Origin of the sequence: Rhizobium sp. R635 (assembly GCF_002211285.1) — a bacterium.
GTDB lineage: Bacteria > Pseudomonadota > Alphaproteobacteria > Rhizobiales > Rhizobiaceae > Rhizobium.
In genome coordinates, this window is record NZ_LOKX01000002.1 from 57,551 (window position 1) to 72,666 (window position 15,116).

17 protein-coding genes are annotated in these 15,116 nt (G+C 61.2%); 9 read left to right on the top strand and 8 right to left on the bottom strand.

The window, feature by feature from the left end; genetic code table 11:
• Nucleotides 1-102 precede the first annotated feature (102 nt).
• Nucleotides 103-516: a hypothetical protein gene (locus tag ATY78_RS03110; protein ID WP_088680892.1), complete on the bottom strand. Its 414-nt coding sequence runs from the start codon at nt 514-516 to the stop codon at nt 103-105.
• 146 nt (nt 517-662) lie between these two features.
• Between ATY78_RS03110 and phaC the strand changes: the two genes are divergently transcribed.
• Together phaC and ATY78_RS03120 are read left to right on the top strand one after the other, a co-directional pair.
• Nucleotides 663-2,513, top strand: coding sequence for a class I poly(R)-hydroxyalkanoic acid synthase (gene phaC, locus ATY78_RS03115; protein WP_245313481.1), 1,851 nt, complete (start codon nt 663-665; stop codon nt 2,511-2,513).
• A 208-nt stretch (nt 2,514-2,721) separates the two neighbouring features.
• Entirely contained in the window at nt 2,722-4,059 is a 1,338-nt protein-coding gene (locus tag ATY78_RS03120) for a DUF2778 domain-containing protein (protein WP_088680894.1), read from the top strand.
• A gap of 42 nt (nt 4,060-4,101) precedes the next feature.
• On the opposite strand, the gene ATY78_RS03125 is transcribed toward ATY78_RS03120, so the two are convergent.
• On the bottom strand, nt 4,102-5,259 hold the full coding sequence (locus ATY78_RS03125) for a pyridoxal phosphate-dependent aminotransferase (protein WP_088680895.1): 1,158 nt from the start codon (nt 5,257-5,259) through the stop codon (nt 4,102-4,104).
• Nucleotides 5,260-5,463: 204 nt separating this feature from the next.
• Between ATY78_RS03125 and ATY78_RS03130 the strand changes: the two genes are divergently transcribed.
• From ATY78_RS03130 to ATY78_RS03155, 6 genes are all read left to right on the top strand, one after another.
• Entirely contained in the window at nt 5,464-6,222 is a 759-nt protein-coding gene (locus ATY78_RS03130; RefSeq protein ID WP_088680896.1) for a DsbA family protein, read from the top strand.
• A gap of 159 nt (nt 6,223-6,381) precedes the next feature.
• Nucleotides 6,382-6,819: a type II 3-dehydroquinate dehydratase gene (gene aroQ, locus ATY78_RS03135; protein WP_088680897.1), complete on the top strand. Its 438-nt coding sequence runs from the start codon at nt 6,382-6,384 to the stop codon at nt 6,817-6,819.
• A gap of 20 nt (nt 6,820-6,839) precedes the next feature.
• On the top strand, nt 6,840-7,310 hold the full coding sequence (gene accB, locus ATY78_RS03140) for an acetyl-CoA carboxylase biotin carboxyl carrier protein (RefSeq protein WP_088680898.1): 471 nt from the start codon (nt 6,840-6,842) through the stop codon (nt 7,308-7,310).
• A 4-nt stretch (nt 7,311-7,314) separates the two neighbouring features.
• Complete coding sequence (gene accC, locus ATY78_RS03145) at nt 7,315-8,670, top strand: acetyl-CoA carboxylase biotin carboxylase subunit (protein ID WP_190237374.1); 1,356 nt, start codon at nt 7,315-7,317, stop codon at nt 8,668-8,670.
• Between the two features lie 7 nt (nt 8,671-8,677).
• Nucleotides 8,678-9,292, top strand: coding sequence for a leucyl/phenylalanyl-tRNA--protein transferase (gene aat, locus ATY78_RS03150; protein WP_088680899.1), 615 nt, complete (start codon nt 8,678-8,680; stop codon nt 9,290-9,292).
• A gap of 77 nt (nt 9,293-9,369) precedes the next feature.
• Entirely contained in the window at nt 9,370-10,299 is a 930-nt protein-coding gene (locus ATY78_RS03155; RefSeq protein WP_088680900.1) for a DUF2167 domain-containing protein, read from the top strand.
• A gap of 113 nt (nt 10,300-10,412) precedes the next feature.
• Here the strand turns inward: ATY78_RS03155 and ATY78_RS03160 are convergent, their stop codons facing one another.
• From ATY78_RS03160 to gatB, 5 genes are all read right to left on the bottom strand, one after another.
• Entirely contained in the window at nt 10,413-10,853 is a 441-nt protein-coding gene (locus ATY78_RS03160) for a DUF2155 domain-containing protein (RefSeq protein ID WP_088680901.1), read from the bottom strand.
• A gap of 110 nt (nt 10,854-10,963) precedes the next feature.
• Entirely contained in the window at nt 10,964-11,362 is a 399-nt protein-coding gene (locus ATY78_RS03165; RefSeq protein WP_088680902.1) for an NADH:ubiquinone oxidoreductase subunit NDUFA12, read from the bottom strand.
• 103 nt (nt 11,363-11,465) lie between these two features.
• Entirely contained in the window at nt 11,466-11,939 is a 474-nt protein-coding gene (locus ATY78_RS03170; RefSeq protein ID WP_088680903.1) for a GNAT family N-acetyltransferase, read from the bottom strand.
• Between the two features lie 4 nt (nt 11,940-11,943).
• The gene (locus ATY78_RS03175; RefSeq protein WP_088680904.1) at nt 11,944-12,447 is read right to left on the bottom strand and encodes a GNAT family N-acetyltransferase; all 504 of its coding nucleotides are present in this window, start codon (nt 12,445-12,447) and stop codon (nt 11,944-11,946) included.
• 3 nt (nt 12,448-12,450) lie between these two features.
• Nucleotides 12,451-13,953, bottom strand: a complete 1,503-nt coding sequence (gene gatB / locus ATY78_RS03180; protein WP_088680905.1) for an Asp-tRNA(Asn)/Glu-tRNA(Gln) amidotransferase subunit GatB — start codon at nt 13,951-13,953, stop codon at nt 12,451-12,453.
• 147 nt (nt 13,954-14,100) lie between these two features.
• Here gatB and ATY78_RS03185 point away from each other — a divergent pair, with 147 nt between their 5' ends.
• Nucleotides 14,101-14,412, top strand: coding sequence for a DUF1294 domain-containing protein (locus ATY78_RS03185; protein WP_088680906.1), 312 nt, complete (start codon nt 14,101-14,103; stop codon nt 14,410-14,412).
• A gap of 4 nt (nt 14,413-14,416) precedes the next feature.
• On the opposite strand, the gene ATY78_RS03190 is transcribed toward ATY78_RS03185, so the two are convergent.
• A complete protein-coding gene (locus ATY78_RS03190) occupies nt 14,417-14,926 on the bottom strand; it encodes a GNAT family N-acetyltransferase (protein WP_088680907.1) in 510 nt (169 codons plus the stop codon).
• Nucleotides 14,927-15,116 lie beyond the last annotated feature (190 nt).

A 15,116-nucleotide genomic window follows, 5' to 3' on the forward strand; every position in this document is an offset into this window, starting at 1 on the left:
AAATCTTTGACGGAAAGGCCGTGCAACCACGCATTATCGGGAAAATCGCATCTTCCGATCCATCCGGAAGGCTTTGCGTCCAAATTGCCTGAAAGGCAAGGCTTATTTGGAGATTTCGGAGAGCGTCTGCGCGCCGTGCTCGGCAGCCAGGCGGCGCATCTCGGCGACCTTCGCCTGATATTCGGCATCCGAGATCGTACCAGCCTTGCGCCGGGCAGCAAGGGCCGTCAGCTGATGCTGCAGTTCTGCCGCCTGCTCGTCGCTCATCTGGACATTGGCGGCCGTCAGCGGCGCGCCGAAATTCGGATAGCCGTCCGGCGACTTCGCCAGGCCGCCTTCGACAGCCTCGCCCTTGGTGGCGGGCATGACGACGGCGGTCGGCGCCGCTCGCTTGGCGGCGGCTGCGGCCTTCTCTTCCGCCGTCAGGTTGCATCCGGCAAGCGCCATCGCCGCCGCGGCGCAGATCAGTGCGGTGCGGTTGAAAGTTGCGATGCGCCGGATGCCGTTATTCGTCATGCCTCAAAATCCAATTCTGACTGCGTCGACTGTTAAATTTGTCGCAGCCACAAAGCAATAGCACGAGCCGATGCGGGTGGAACTTGTTTTCTCGTTCGATCACGATGTACAACGAATGGATAAAAACAGTGCTGCCGCCGGAGGAAATGGTGACCGACAGCAAGCAGGAGAGTGGCAGCCAGAAAAATGGCGGCAAGACCGGTTTCGACGCAACCGATCTCGATCCTTATCTGTTGAAGGATCCCGAGGCCATGACGGTGAACTTTGCCCGAGCGCTCGAAAATCTCGGGAAGGCCGCCTCGGCATGGCTCGAGCCGCGCGAACGCGGCGAGATCACCGACACGGTCGTCGATCCAATGACCGATATGGTCAAGACGCTCTCCAAGGTCACCGAATACTGGATTTCCGACCCTCGCCGGACCTTCGAGGCGCAGACGCAGCTGATGTCATCGTTCTTCGGCATCTGGATGCGCTCGATGCAGCGCATGCAAGGCGAGCCGACGCCTGCCGAGCCGGACACCCGCAAGGACAAGCGTTTCGCGGACGACGACTGGCAGAAGAACCCGTTCTTCGATTTTCTGCGCCAGGCCTACTTCGTCACCTCAGACTGGGCCGAAAAGCTGGTGTCGGAGACCGATGGCCTCGACGAGCATACCAAACACAAGGCCGGCTTCTATGTGAAGCAGATCACCGCAGCACTTTCACCGACCAATTTCGTCGCCACCAATCCGCAGCTTTACCGTGAGACGATCGCAACCAGCGGCGAAAACCTGGTGCGGGGCATGAAGATGCTTGCCGAGGACATCGCCGCCGGAAACGGCGATCTTCGCCTGCGCCAGACCGACATGACGAAATTCGCCGTCGGCCGGGACATGGCGCTGACGCCGGGCAAGGTGATCGCCCAGAACGACATCTGCCAGATCATCCAATACGAGGCATCGACCGAAACGGTGCTAAAGCGGCCGCTGCTGATCTGCCCCCCCTGGATCAACAAGTTCTACATTCTCGACCTCAACCCGCAGAAATCCTTCATCAAATGGTGCGTGGACCAGGGCCAGACCGTCTTCGTCATTTCCTGGGTCAATCCGGATGCGCGCCACGCCGAGAAGGACTGGGCCGCCTATGCCCGCGAGGGCATCGACTTCGCGCTTGCAACGATCGAGAAGGCAACCGGCGAGAAGGAAGTCAATGCCGTCGGATATTGCGTCGGCGGCACGCTGCTCGCGGCAACGCTGGCGTTGCATGCCAAGGAGAAAAACAAGCGCATCAAGACGGCCACGCTCTTCACCACCCAGGTCGATTTTACCCATGCCGGCGATCTCAAGGTGTTCGTCGACGAGGAGCAGCTCGCAGCGCTCGAAGAGCATATGAAGGCAGCCGGCTATCTCGACGGCTCGAAGATGTCGATGGCTTTCAACATGCTGCGTGCCTCCGAACTGATCTGGCCCTATTTCGTCAACAACTATCTCAAGGGCCAGGAGCCCCTGCCCTTCGACCTTCTGTTCTGGAACGCTGATTCGACCCGCATGGCGGCTGCCAACCACGCCTTCTACCTGCGAAACTGCTATCTCCGGAATGCGCTGACGCAGAACGAGATGATCCTCGACGGCAAATCCGTGTCGCTGAAGGATGTGAAGATCCCGATCTACAACCTCGCCACTCGCGAGGATCACATCGCCCCCGCCAAGTCCGTCTTCGTCGGCAGCCAGTTCTTCGGCGGCAAGGTGGAATTCGTCGTCACCGGCTCGGGACATATCGCCGGCGTGGTCAATCCACCCGATAAGAAGAAGTATCAATACTGGACGGGCGGCCCGGCCAAAGGGGATTACGAGACCTGGATCGAGCAGGCGAACGAGACGCCGGGATCGTGGTGGCCACACTGGCAGGCCTGGATCGAGACGCATGACGGCAGGCGCGTGCCGGCGCGCAAACCCGGCGGCGATGCGCTGAACGCGATCGAGGAAGCACCGGGAAGTTATGTGATGGAACGCGCCTGACAAACGCGTCCGCGTCTCTTTTTGAGACGCCGGGAAAAACAGCGTCCGCGCGTAAACAAATTAGAAACCATAATTCGTCATCCTTGCGAAACAGTCGGCAAGTCGCACTTGGTCCAAATTCGGCCCATTTGCACCTTTACCGGCCCCGGCGAAGTTTAGTCAGTCAGTGCCGCCGGCCTGCGTAGCGAGTTTGAAAGACGAGTGTAGTATGGCGTTTGCGGTCGGGACGTTGGATAACGTCGCCCCTCTTAGCGGATCTGCTCTGCGTTCGCGCAGATCTCGCGGTTTTCTTTACGGTGTCGTCGGCGCCGGACTTCTGACCTCCACATGGCTTGTCGCGACCTTTGCGACGATGCATTCCATGGGCGGGTCCGCTTCCCCATCCGACAGTTTCACGCAGGTCGTGTCGATGAAGCCCAAACCGGCGGCGAAGCCTGAACGGCTGATCCATGTCGGCAAGGCCGATCGCCTGACGGCTTTCGATGCCAAGCCGGTCGTCATCCTGACGGCCGACCTCATCCATTCGCATGCGAGAAAGACCAATGCTGCCGCAGCGGCATCGCTGGCGCTTGCAAAAAACAATCGTCTCGTCGCGCCTGACGAAACGCCGGTCGCCGTTGCCGCCGCCGCACCTTCCGACACCGCCAAATTCGCCAAGGACGATACTGTCGCGCCGCCGGTCGAGCTTGCCCAGGCGGAGACGGAAGCAGAGAGCGACGACCGCATCATCATTCCCTCCAAGGAGACCGTCGCGGCCGTCGAACTCCCTGCCCTGCTCGCACTTGCCGATGCCGGGCCGCAGCAGATTGCGCCGACCCCGGTCGAGCCGGCAGCACCCGCCCCCAAGACGGCGTCGCTGCCGCAAACCGCGCCTGTAGAAGTGGCCGAGGCCGAAGAGCAGCAGCCCTTCGATCTCGTGCTGGCGCCGGACGCCGGATCGGTTCCGCTGCCGATGGCGCGTCCCGATGGACTGGTCGGCAAACCCGCGCCGGTCGCCAAGAGCGCGCAGCGCTCGGCCGAGCCGGCGCTTGCCTATGCCCAGCCGAATTCGCCGATCGAGGATGACGAGGACGATGCAGTGCCTCGCTACGACAAGCCGGTCTTCTCGCCGAAGCTGCGTGCAGGTGTGGCGATCTACGACATCGAGAACAGCACCGTCTACCTGCCGAACGGCGAACGGCTGGAAGCCCATTCCGGCCTCGGCAAGATGCGCGACAAGCCGCGTTTCGCGGATAAAAAGATGCGCGGACCGACGCCGCCACACACCTACGCCCTCACCATGCGCGAAAGCCTTTTCCATGGCGTCGCGGCGATCCGGCTGACGCCCATCGAGGGTTCGGACGCCATCTTTGATCGCGTCGGCCTGCTCGCCCACACCTACATGCTCGGCAAGAACGGCGATTCCAACGGCTGCGTCTCCTTCAAGGACTACAAGCGCTTCCTGGCCGCCTTCAAGCGCGGCGAGATCAAGCAGCTCGTGGTGGTGCCGCGGCTGAACAACAAGCCGGCTTCGACGCTCGCCTCGCTATTTTCATCGCGAAGCTGACTTTAACTAGCAGGCGGGCAGCAGCAGCCTGCCCGCGAAGCCCTACTTCAACCAGGCTGCGATTCGCTCCACCGCTTCGGCGATCTCTCCTTGCGATCCCGCATAGGACAGACGCAGGGTTCGGTGCCCTTCCAGCGGATCGAAATCCAGGCCCGGCGTTGCCGCGACATTGATTTCCGCAAGCATGCGTTTGGCAAAACCCATGCTGTCATTGGTGAAGCGCGAAACATCGACATAAGCGTAGAACGCGCCGTCCATCGGCGAAGCGGGCGCAAGGCCGATCTTGGGCAGCCGGTCGAGCAGCAGATCGCGGTTTGCGGCATAACTTGCCTTGACGCGATCGAGCTCTTCGCTTGCGCCGAGAGCGGCCGTGGCGGCGATCTGGGAAAGCTCGGGCGGCGAGATATAGAGGCTCTGCGCCACACGCTCGATTGGCCGCACCAGGCGGTCCGGCAGCACCATCCAGCCTATCCGCCAGCCGGTCATGCAATAATATTTGGAGAAGGAGTTGATGACGATCGCCTCGTCGGTCAGCTCCAGGGCGCTTGCCTCTTCTCCCGCGAAGGTCAGTCCATGGTAGATTTCATCCGAGATGAAGGCGATGGAGTGGGCAGCGCAGTAGTCTGCAAGCGCCTTCAGCCCATCACGGCCGGTCACAGTGCCGGTAGGGTTGGCGGGGCTTGCGAGCAGCACGCCTTTCAGCCTGACACCGCTTTCCTTCTGTGCCGCCTCAAGGCTTTCAGGCGTCAGCGTGAAATGGGTGTCGGCCGTCACAGGCACTTCGACAACCTTCAAGCCCAGCGCGCCGAGGATATTGCGGTAGGCGGGATAGCCGGGTCTTGCGATCGCCACGGCATCGCCGGCATCGAACAGCGTGAGGAAGGCGAGGTTGAAACCGGCCGAGGAACCTGTGGTGACGGCGATACGCGTGGGATCAATCTCCAGGCCGTGCCGATCCCTGTAATGCCCGGCAAGCGCCGATTTCAGCCGCGCCGTCCCCAGCGCATCGGTATAGCCGATCCTGCCTTCGGCAAGCGCTTCGCGGGCCGCCTTCAGGGCAGTCTCGGGGGCGGGATGGGAGGGTTGGCCGACGGCCATGGAGATCACGGGATGGCCGCCTGCCCGCCGCTTCGTCGCCTCCGCCAGGACATCCATGGCGTGAAAAGGCTCAACCTCGCTGCGTTTCGATATGGAAAACAAGTTTGCTTCTCGCTCGGCTTCTTCGATGACGGCCAGACAATTGCCGCATTAATCGGCTCATCACAATCCCGCGAGGGTCGCGCGGGGATGAAAATTCCTGTTTGAGCAGAACCCGACGCGCCGTACCTTGACGCAACGCGTTCAAGTCCATAACCCGGCGACGGTCTTTGCGACCAGGACCGCACCGCCGATGACGAGGATATCATGGCCTACTTCTCGAAAACCTTCACCGCAGTGGCGCTTGCCGCTTCGATCGCCCTTCCCTTTCCGGCGGCAGCGCTCGACGACCAGCAGAAGAAGGAGTTCGGCGAGTTCATCAAGCAGTATCTGATCGAAAATCCCGAGATCATGCTCGATGTCCAGGATGCCCTGCAGAAGAAGCAGGAAGCCCAGCGCCTGGTGAAGGCCAATATGGCAATCGAAGAAAACAGCGCCGGCATCTTCGAATCGAAGGACGACGTCACGCTCGGCAATCCCAAGGGCGATGTCACCGTCGTCGAGTTCTTCGATTATAATTGCAGCTATTGCCGTCATGCGCTTCCCGACATGCAGGCGATGCTGAAGAAGGACAAGAACGTCCGCTTCGTTCTCAAGGAATTCCCGATCCTAGGGCCGGATTCGGTCGCCGCCCACAAGGTCGCCGATGCCTTCCGCAAGCTTGCCCCCGAGAAATATGCCGATTTCCACGTCGCCCTTCTCAGCAGTGAAGGCCGCGCCTCGGAAGAAAGCGCGATCACGGTTGCAGGCTCTCTCGGCGTCAGCGAAGACAAGATCCGCGCCGAGATGGCAAAGAGCCCGAACGATGGGATCGTTCAGACGACCTACCAGCTCGCCTCCAGCCTCGGCATCAGCGGCACGCCGTCCTATGTGATCGGCAACGAACTGGTGCCGGGCGCCGTTGGGATCGATGACCTCGAAGCCAAGGTCAAGAACATGCGCAGTTGCGGCAAGACCGCCTGCTGAGCAAGCGGGCGCCGGACGGCCGCTCATCAAATCGACAAAATCAAAGCGTTTCAGCCATGTGGACAAATGTGGCGCGATTCCTGCTGGCCAGTCGTAAGGGCTTTCATTCGGCCGTCGCGGAGTCTATAGGTTGCCGTCGTGCATTTTACGGAACATTCGATGACGCAAACGATTTTTGTCCTGAACGGCCCCAACCTGAACATGCTGGGTAAACGAGAGCCCGGCATTTATGGCGGCAAGACTCTCAAGGACATCGAGACGGACTGCAAGGCCGCCGGCCGCGAACTCGGCTTCGATATCGACTTCCGCCAGAGCAACCACGAAGGCACGCTCGTGGACTGGTTCCATGAGGCGGACGAGAAGGCTGCCGGCGTTGCCATCAATGCGGGCGCCTATACGCATACATCGGTCGCGCTGCATGATGCGATCCGCGCTATATCAATTCCCGTCGTCGAGCTCCACATATCCAACGTGCATGCACGGGAAGAATTCCGCCACAAGTCGATGATCGCGCCGGCATGCAAGGGCGTGATCTGCGGCTTCGGGCCTCACAGCTACATCCTGGCGCTCCACGCGCTGAAGAACATCACGGCATAAGAAGAAGACAGGGCAACACCATGGCTGAAAAGAAATCGGGTATCGATCAGGCACTGATCCGCGATCTCGCCAATATCCTCAACGACACGGATCTGACCGAGATCGAGGTCGAGCAGGACGACCTGCGCATCCGCGTATCCCGCGCCGGCACGCCGCAATATGTCCAGGCGCCGATCGCAGCACCGGCCTATGCCGCGCCCGCAGCCGCCGCTCCGGCGGCAGCAGCCGCCCCGGCCGCGGCTCCCGGCCGCAATCCGGCCAATGTCGTCAACGCGCCGATGGTCGGCACCGTCTACATGGCGCCGGCTCCCGGCGCACGTCCCTTCATCGAGGTCGGCGCGACCGTCAAGGAAGGCCAGACGCTCATCATCATCGAAGCGATGAAGACGATGAACCAGATCCCCTCGCCCAAGTCGGGCAAGGTGACCGAGATCCTCGTCGATGACGGGCATCCCGTCGAATACGGCCAAGCCCTCGTCGTCATCGAATAGGCCGATGCCCATGATTTCGAAAATCCTCATCGCCAATCGCGGGGAAATCGCCCTTCGCGTGCTCCGGGCCTGCAAGGAACTCGGCATCGCCTGCGTCGTGGTTCACTCCACCGCCGACGCCGATGCCATGCATGTGCGCCTTGCCGACGAAAGTGTCTGCATCGGCCCGCCCTCTTCGCGCGAGAGCTATCTCAACATTCACCAGATCGTCGCCGCCTGCGAGATCACCGGCGCCGACGCCGTGCATCCGGGCTACGGCTTCCTGTCCGAGAATGCCAAGTTCGCCGATATCCTCGAAGCCCATGGCATCACCTTCATCGGGCCGACGGCGGATCACATCCGCATCATGGGTGACAAGATCACCGCCAAGACGACAGCCCTGGAACTCGGCATTCCCGTCGTTCCGGGCTCGGACGGCGAAGTGAAGACCGAAGAGGATGCGCTCAGGACAGCCGCCGAAATCGGCTATCCCGTGCTGATCAAGGCGACGGCCGGCGGCGGCGGGCGCGGCATGAAGGTCGCCAAGAGCGAAGCCGACCTGATCGAAGCCTGGTCGACGGCGCGCACGGAAGCGGCAGCCGCCTTCGGCAATGACGCCGTCTACATGGAAAAATACCTCGGCAAGCCGCGCCATATCGAAATCCAGGTGTTCGGCGACGGCGAAGGCAATGCCATCCATCTCGGCGAGCGCGACTGCTCGCTGCAGCGCCGCCACCAGAAGGTCTGGGAAGAGGCAAACTCGCCGGCGCTCAACGTCGAGCAGCGCATGAAGATCGGCCAGGTCTGCGCCGACGCCATGAAGAAGCTGAAATATCGCGGCGCCGGCACGATCGAATTCCTCTACGAGAACGGCGAGTTCTATTTCATCGAAATGAACACTCGCCTGCAGGTGGAGCATCCGATCACGGAAGCGATCACCGGCATCGACCTCGTGCACGAGCAGATCCGCGTCGCCTCCGGCGGCGGTCTCTCGGTGACGCAGGACGAGGTGCATTTCTCCGGCCATGCCATCGAATGCCGCATCAATGCCGAGGATCCGCGCACCTTCGTGCCCTCGCCCGGCACGATCACGCATTTCCATGCGCCGGGCGGCCTCGGCGTGCGCATCGATTCCGGCGCCTATCAGGGCTACAAGATCCCGCCCTATTACGACAGCCTCATCGGCAAGCTGATCGTGCACGGCCGCACCCGCGTCGAATGCATGATGCGCCTGCGCCGCGCGCTCGACGAATTCGTGGTCGACGGCATCAAGACGACGCTGCCGTTGTTCCAGGAACTCGTCTCCAACCAGGATATCGCCAATGGCGATTACGATATCCACTGGCTGGAACATCATCTCGCCAACACACCGGCGGCATAGGACAGGAATGGCAGGACCGCGCAGGAAGTCACCAGGCATTACCCCTGAAATCCTCCTGCGCGCCTATTCCATCGGCCTCTTCCCGATGGCCGAATCCGCAGACGACCCGGAGATCTTCTGGGTCGAACCGGAACTGCGCGGCGTGCTGCCGCTCGATCATTTCCATGTGTCGAAAAGCCTGGCCAAGACCGTGCGCAGGCAGCCCTTCGAGATCCGTTTCGACCACGACTTCGATGCGGTCATCGCGGCCTGCGCGGAAGAGACATCGGGTCGCCCGAGCACCTGGATCAATAGTACGATCCGGTCGCTCTATTCGACGCTCTTCGACATGGGCCACGCCCATACCGTCGAGGCCTGGGACGGCGACGAATTGGTCGGCGGCCTCTACGGCGTCTCGCTCGGCTCGGCCTTCTTCGGCGAGAGCATGTTTTCGCGGCGGACGGACGCTTCGAAGATCTGCCTCGTGCATCTCGTCGGCCGGCTGCGGGAAAGGGGCTTCACCCTGCTCGACACGCAGTTCACCACCGAGCACCTGAAGACATTCGGGGCGATCGACGTTCCGAAGGCCGATTATGCCGTGATGCTGGCGGCGGCGGCCGAATCACCACATCTTAAGTTTTAAACACGATCGTTTCGCCCGTGCGTTGATTTTTCCAACCGATTTCAATAGGGGTCGAAAATGCAACGGGGGATAGAATTTTGAAACGATATTTTGCCGCGGCGATCCTTCTCGCCTTGTTTACGGCTCAGGCCGACGCACGCCCTTACGAGGAGATGTTTGCAAACCGGACCGATTTTTCCGAGGCGGAAAAGCCATTGCTGGAAAAACTCGATTTTCAGCAGGGTGCGATCAAGCTGCCCGAAGCGAGGGCGACGTTGAATGTGCCCGCCGACTTCTATTATCTCAATCCCGCCGACACGAAGAAGGTGCTCGTCGACATCTGGGGAAATCCGGCGGAAACGGCGGAAGGCACACTCGGGATGATTTTCCCGGCGAAATATGCGCCGACCGATGCGGAGTCCTGGGGTTCCATCGTGGGATACAGCGCCGACGGCTACGTCTCGGACGCCGACGCCGCCACGACGGATTACGACGAACTGCTGCAGAGCATCAAGGATGCGATCCGGGAAAATAACGTCGAACGCGAGAAGCAGGGTTTCGAGAAGATCACGCTTGTCGGCTGGGCTTCGCCCCCGCATTACGACACATCTGCGCATGCATTGCATTGGGCCCGCGACCTGATGTTCGGTGACGATCCGAAGGTGCCGCACACGCTGAACTATTCCGTGCGCGTGCTCGGCCGCGAGGGCGTTTTTCAATTCAATTTCGTTGCCGGGCTCGAGCAGCTGAACGAGATCAAGGACGTCATTCCCACCGTCACGAAGCTCGTGCAGTTCGACAAGGGAGTGGCCTATACCGACTATGTCGAAGGCGACAAGATCGCCGCTTATGGCATGGCGGGAATGATTGCGGCCGGCGCGGGCGCCAAGGTTGCCGCGAAAGTCGGGCTACTGGCCCTTGCCCTCGCCTTCTTCAAAAAGGCCGGCATCCTCGTCTTCGTCGCGTTCGCCGCTGTGCTCCGTTTCGCCAAAGGCCTTTTCAACAGGAATAAAACACCCGCGGCATAGGCTCGCGGCCAAGCCGAGGCGCGTCGCACCGGTCAAGCTTAGTGCGCCGCGCTGCCAATATTGGCTGCATGCCTATCGTCGTGTCGATTCCGCGTCACCTTTGGGTGATGTGCTCAGCGGGCTGGCGCTTTGGCGCTACCTGGAGCCGGGACGTCCGAGGTCGTCTTGCAATCCTTCAACCAGACGTCATAGATCGGGTGCTCGACGGCGTTGAGGCCGGGGCTGTCTGCGAACATCCAGCCGGTGAAGATGCGGCGGATCTTGCGGTCGAGGGTAATTTCGTCGACCTCGACGAAACCGTCGATCTTCTGCGCTTCGGCCTGATCGCGGGAATAACAGGCCTTCGGCGTCACCTGCAGCGCACCGAACTGGACCGTCTCGTTGACATAGACGTCGAAAGTGGTGATGCGGCCGGTGATCTTGTCGAGGCCGGAGAAGACGGCAACCGGATTGTCGATGCGGGCGGCATTTGCCGAAACCATCGGAAGCAGGGCCGAGAGCGCCAGCAGCGATCCGGCGGCACGCAGGACCATGTTCCGCGTGAAGAGCTTCATGTACCCGTCTCCAGAATTTTCAACTACGGCCGCGGTCAAGCGCGGCCAACCTGCGGGTAAAGGTCAATTGTGGCCAAAAGCCGGGCTTGGGATCACCCGGTCGAGCCGTCTCAGTTGCCCGGCGTCCAGGCGTCGTAATCGCCGGTAACACGCGGCCGCTCACCCGAAGCGGCAAGGGAGCCCGGCGGGCGGTAAGCCTGCGGCGAACCCGTGAGGTTGGGACGATGCGGCCTCTGCCATTCCTTGGCGGTGTAGTTTTCCTTGGACGGCGGAACATCGGTGCGGTGATGCATCCAGCCATGCCAGCCCGGCGGGATCGCGGAGGCCTCGGCATAACCCTTGTAGATCACCCAGCGCTTCGGCAGGCCGTAGGAAGACATGCCGCCTTCATAATAGACGTTGCCGAATTCATCCTCGCCGACGCGCTTGCCAAAACGCCAGGTCGCAAAACGCGTGCCCATCGTCTGACTGTTCCACCAGGTGAAGGTTTGAACCAGAAGATTCCACATGTCTTTTCCTTGCGCTCGCCGGGACGCGAGCCAAACCACAATTCTTTCCCTGCTTATGCCGTCGCCAAGCCGAATTGTCCAGCGATTCCACGAGAAGAGCAGGTCATTTCAAAACCATCTTGAAGCCCAGATGCGAGGGCTTGAAGCCGAGCCTTTCATAGAAACGGTGGGCATCCTTGCGTACCGCATTCGAGGTCAGCTGCAACAGCCGCGCACCGCGGCCTTTTGCCTCGGCAATGGCAAATTCGATCATCAGTGCGCCGATCCCCTGCCCGCGCATGTCGGCCCGGGTCTGCACGGCCTCGATGATCATCGCCGAGGAACCGCGGCCGGTCAGAGAGGTCGTCAGCATCGTCTGGAACGTGCCGACGACTTCGCCGCCGCGCTCTGCGACATAGAGCGTCTGCTCTGGCGAAGCCTCGATGACGGCGAAGGCTCTGGCATAATCGGAAAAAGCCCCGGCATCCGTCGTATCGCCGTGGCCGCCGAGCGCGTCGGCGGCAAACAACGCCACGAGGGCCTGCAGATCGTCTCTGCGCGCCTCGCGAATGAGAATATCAGGCAATTCGACCGTCACGACCTCAATGGCCTTCGAGCGGTTTCTCGAAAATCAGCGCCGGAATGCCGGATTGCCCGGGCGCGCTGTTTTCATTGCGGCCGACCTCGGTGAAACCATGCGCCTGATAGAAGGCTATCGCCGTCGAATTCCGCGGCTCGACCTCGAGACGCATGATCTCAGCATCGGGAAAGCAGGTTTCGAGTTCGGCGAAAATATCCCGGCCGATGCCCTGGCGCTGCAGCGCCGGGCTGACATAGAGCAGATGCAGCATGACGGTTTTCGTCAATTCCTGCGACCTCACCGCGTAGCCCATGCCGCCGATGTTGAGGCCGTCGTCAGCGACGAGAAATTCCGCATCCTTGCGCGCCAGCCGCGCCTTCAACGCCGCCGGCGACAGAAGATGGGCGATCAGTTCATCCACCCTGGCTTTGCCATGGAGACCGTCATAGGTGGCGTGAAAGCTCTCCACCAGAAGGGCGCGCACCTTCTCCAGGTCGCGCTCTCCGGCGGTGCGGACGAAATACACCGCTTACTCCTCGATGCCGAGCTTCGCCTTGACGAGCGCCTGGACAGCCTGCGGATTGGCCTTGCCGCCGGTCGCCTTCATCACCTGGCCGACGAACCATGCCGCCATGGTCGGCTTCGCCTTGACCTTTTCGACCTGTTCGGGATTGGCGGCGATGATCTCGTCCACGGCCTTTTCGATGGCGCCGGTATCCGTCACCTGCTTCATGCCGCGCGATTCGACGATCTCTGTGGGATCACCGCCCTCGGTCAGCACGATCTCGAAAAGATCCTTGGCGATCTTGCCGGAGATGGTCCCGGCCTTGATGAGGTCGATGATGGCGCCGAGCTGTGCCGGCGAGACCGGCGTCTGCTCGATATCCTTTCCGGTGCGGTTCAGCGCGCCGAGCAGGTCGTTGATCACCCAGTTTGCCGCCGTCTTCCCGTCGCGGCCCGCAGCCACGGCCTCGAAATAGTCGGCGATCGCCTTTTCGGAGACGAGCACGGAGGCATCGTAGACCGACAGGCCGAGTTCGCGCACGAAGCGTTCCTTCTTGTCATCAGGCAATTCCGGCAGATCGGCTTCGAGCGCCTTGATGAAGGCATCGTCGAATTCGAGCGGCAGCAGATCCGGATCGGGGAAGTAGCGATAGTCGTGCGCGTCTTCCTTGGAGCGCATGGAGCGCGTCTCGCCCTTGTTCGGATCGAAGAGGCGCGTCTCCTGCTCGATCTCGCCGCCATCTTCCAGAATGCCGATCTGGCGGCGGGCTTCGTATTCGATCGCCTGGCCGATGAAGCGGATCGAGTTGACGTTCTTGATCTCGCAGCGCGTGCCGAAACCTTCGCCCGGACGGCGAACGGAGACGTTGACGTCTGCGCGCATCGAGCCTTCGTCCATGTTGCCGTCGCAGGTGCCGAGATAGCGCACGATCGAACGCAGCTTGGTCATATAGGCCTTGGCTTCGTCGGACGAACGCATGTCGGGCTTGGAGACGATCTCCATCAGCGCGACGCCGGAACGGTTGAGGTCGACATAGGACATGGTCGGGTGCTGGTCGTGCATCGACTTGCCGGCATCCTGCTCCAGGTGCAGGCGCTCGATGCCGATCTCGATATCCTCGAACTGACCCTGGCGGTCCGGGCCGAGCGAAATGACGATCTTGCCTTCGCCGACGATCGGATCCTTGAACTGCGAGATCTGATAGCCCTGCGGCAGGTCGGGATAGAAATAGTTCTTGCGGTCGAAGAGCGAGCGCTTGTTGATCTGGGCTTTGAGGCCGAGACCGGTGCGCACGGCCTGCCTGACGCATTCCTCGTTGATGACGGGCAGCATGCCGGGCATGGCGGCATCGACGAGCGACACGTTCGAATTCTGCGGCTTGCCGAATTCCGTCGAGGCGCCGGAGAAGAGCTTCGAATTGGACAGGACCTGGGCATGGACTTCCATGCCGACGATGACTTCCCAGTCGCCGGTGGCGCCGGGGATGAAGCGTTTCGGATCGGGCGTGCGGACGTCGACAAGGGTCATCTGATGCTCTTTGCAGGCTGTTCTTTTCCACCCGTGAGGTAAAGGAAATGACGTGCCGGTGCAAGACTTTCGCCATGGGGTGCATCGCCGTTTGAGGCCTTCGGCAGCATTTGCCACCCGTTAACGCAGGCCCGATAGGGTTCGCGAATGACGACGCTTGGTATAATCACATTGGCCGCGCTGTTTCTGGCGCTGAATCTTTTCGTTTTTTCCATCTACTTCCTCGACAAGCAGGCGGCGCGCGACGGCCGGCGGCGCATCAGCGAGCGCACGCTTCTGACACTTGCGCTGGTGGGCGGCAGCCTCGGCGCGGTGGCGGCACAGCAGATCCTGCGGCACAAGACGAGAAAGGAGCCTTTCCGGTCAATCCTGGCGGGGATACTGGTTCTGCACGGCGCATTGGCCGCAGTGCTGGCATTCGCGCCGCAATGGAGCCTGCACCTCCTTCAGGAATTCTGAAAAGTCAGAACTCCTGCCCATATCCGCCTTGGCCGTCCGAAATGAGCTGTTTCGTCAGCCCGACCGAGGGCACGTCGCGATCGAGCTTCGGATTATAGGCGACCGAGAGCCAGTGGATGCCATAGCCGTGCCTGCGGAAGAAGCCGATCGCCTCGTTATTGCCGGAATGGGTCTGCATTGCCGCCTTCTCGAAGCCCTGTTCGGCGATATCCTTTTCGATGCGTTCGAGAAGAGCCGAACCAAGCCCCTGGCGCGTAAAGATGGGATCGATCCAGAAGTCAGAGATGGTTTCATCCAATCCCTCGCGCGCCGCCCAGCCTGCGACCTGGCCGTTCTGCTCGATGACGGTGATGGTCAGCCAGTCATTTTCCACGAAGTTGCGAAAAGCGCTGCGCGCCGCGTCGATCATCGCGTCCGATTCGCCGATCGACGCCATCGCAATTTGCCAGGCCCTCAGCCCGATCTCGCTCAACAGTTCCGCTTCCCCGTCGCGGGCATTGCGAATGTGGATCAACGACACCTCCGCGTTACCCCTCAACTAGACCATTGAGTCGCGGAATTTACCAGTGCCTCCAAAGGGATGATGGGCACGAAAGCGCGGTTTTCGACTGGTTTTGAGCGATAGCCACGCTCTTGACCGCTTTTTCCGGGCTGAATAATAAGTCTTATCGAGGTGTTTTATGTTGAGCCTGCCTGAGACCCGG

What these genes read in the sequence shown, in the direction of transcription:
- ATY78_RS03110 (WP_088680892.1), bottom strand. Translation starts at nt 516, where the DNA reads ATGACGAATAACGGCATCCGGCGCATCGCAACTTTCAACCGCACCGCA.
- phaC (WP_245313481.1), top strand. Translation starts at nt 663, where the DNA reads ATGGTGACCGACAGCAAGCAGGAGAGTGGCAGCCAGAAAAATGGCGGC.
- ATY78_RS03120 (WP_088680894.1), top strand. Translation starts at nt 2,722, where the DNA reads ATGGCGTTTGCGGTCGGGACGTTGGATAACGTCGCCCCTCTTAGCGGA.
- ATY78_RS03130 (WP_088680896.1), top strand. Translation starts at nt 5,464, where the DNA reads ATGGCCTACTTCTCGAAAACCTTCACCGCAGTGGCGCTTGCCGCTTCG.
- aroQ (WP_088680897.1), top strand. Translation starts at nt 6,382, where the DNA reads ATGACGCAAACGATTTTTGTCCTGAACGGCCCCAACCTGAACATGCTG.
- accB (WP_088680898.1), top strand. Translation starts at nt 6,840, where the DNA reads ATGGCTGAAAAGAAATCGGGTATCGATCAGGCACTGATCCGCGATCTC.
- accC (WP_190237374.1), top strand. Translation starts at nt 7,315, where the DNA reads ATGCCCATGATTTCGAAAATCCTCATCGCCAATCGCGGGGAAATCGCC.
- aat (WP_088680899.1), top strand. Translation starts at nt 8,678, where the DNA reads ATGGCAGGACCGCGCAGGAAGTCACCAGGCATTACCCCTGAAATCCTC.
- ATY78_RS03160 (WP_088680901.1), bottom strand. Translation starts at nt 10,853, where the DNA reads ATGAAGCTCTTCACGCGGAACATGGTCCTGCGTGCCGCCGGATCGCTG.
- ATY78_RS03165 (WP_088680902.1), bottom strand. Translation starts at nt 11,362, where the DNA reads ATGTGGAATCTTCTGGTTCAAACCTTCACCTGGTGGAACAGTCAGACG.
- gatB (WP_088680905.1), bottom strand. Translation starts at nt 13,953, where the DNA reads ATGACCCTTGTCGACGTCCGCACGCCCGATCCGAAACGCTTCATCCCC.
- ATY78_RS03185 (WP_088680906.1), top strand. Translation starts at nt 14,101, where the DNA reads ATGACGACGCTTGGTATAATCACATTGGCCGCGCTGTTTCTGGCGCTG.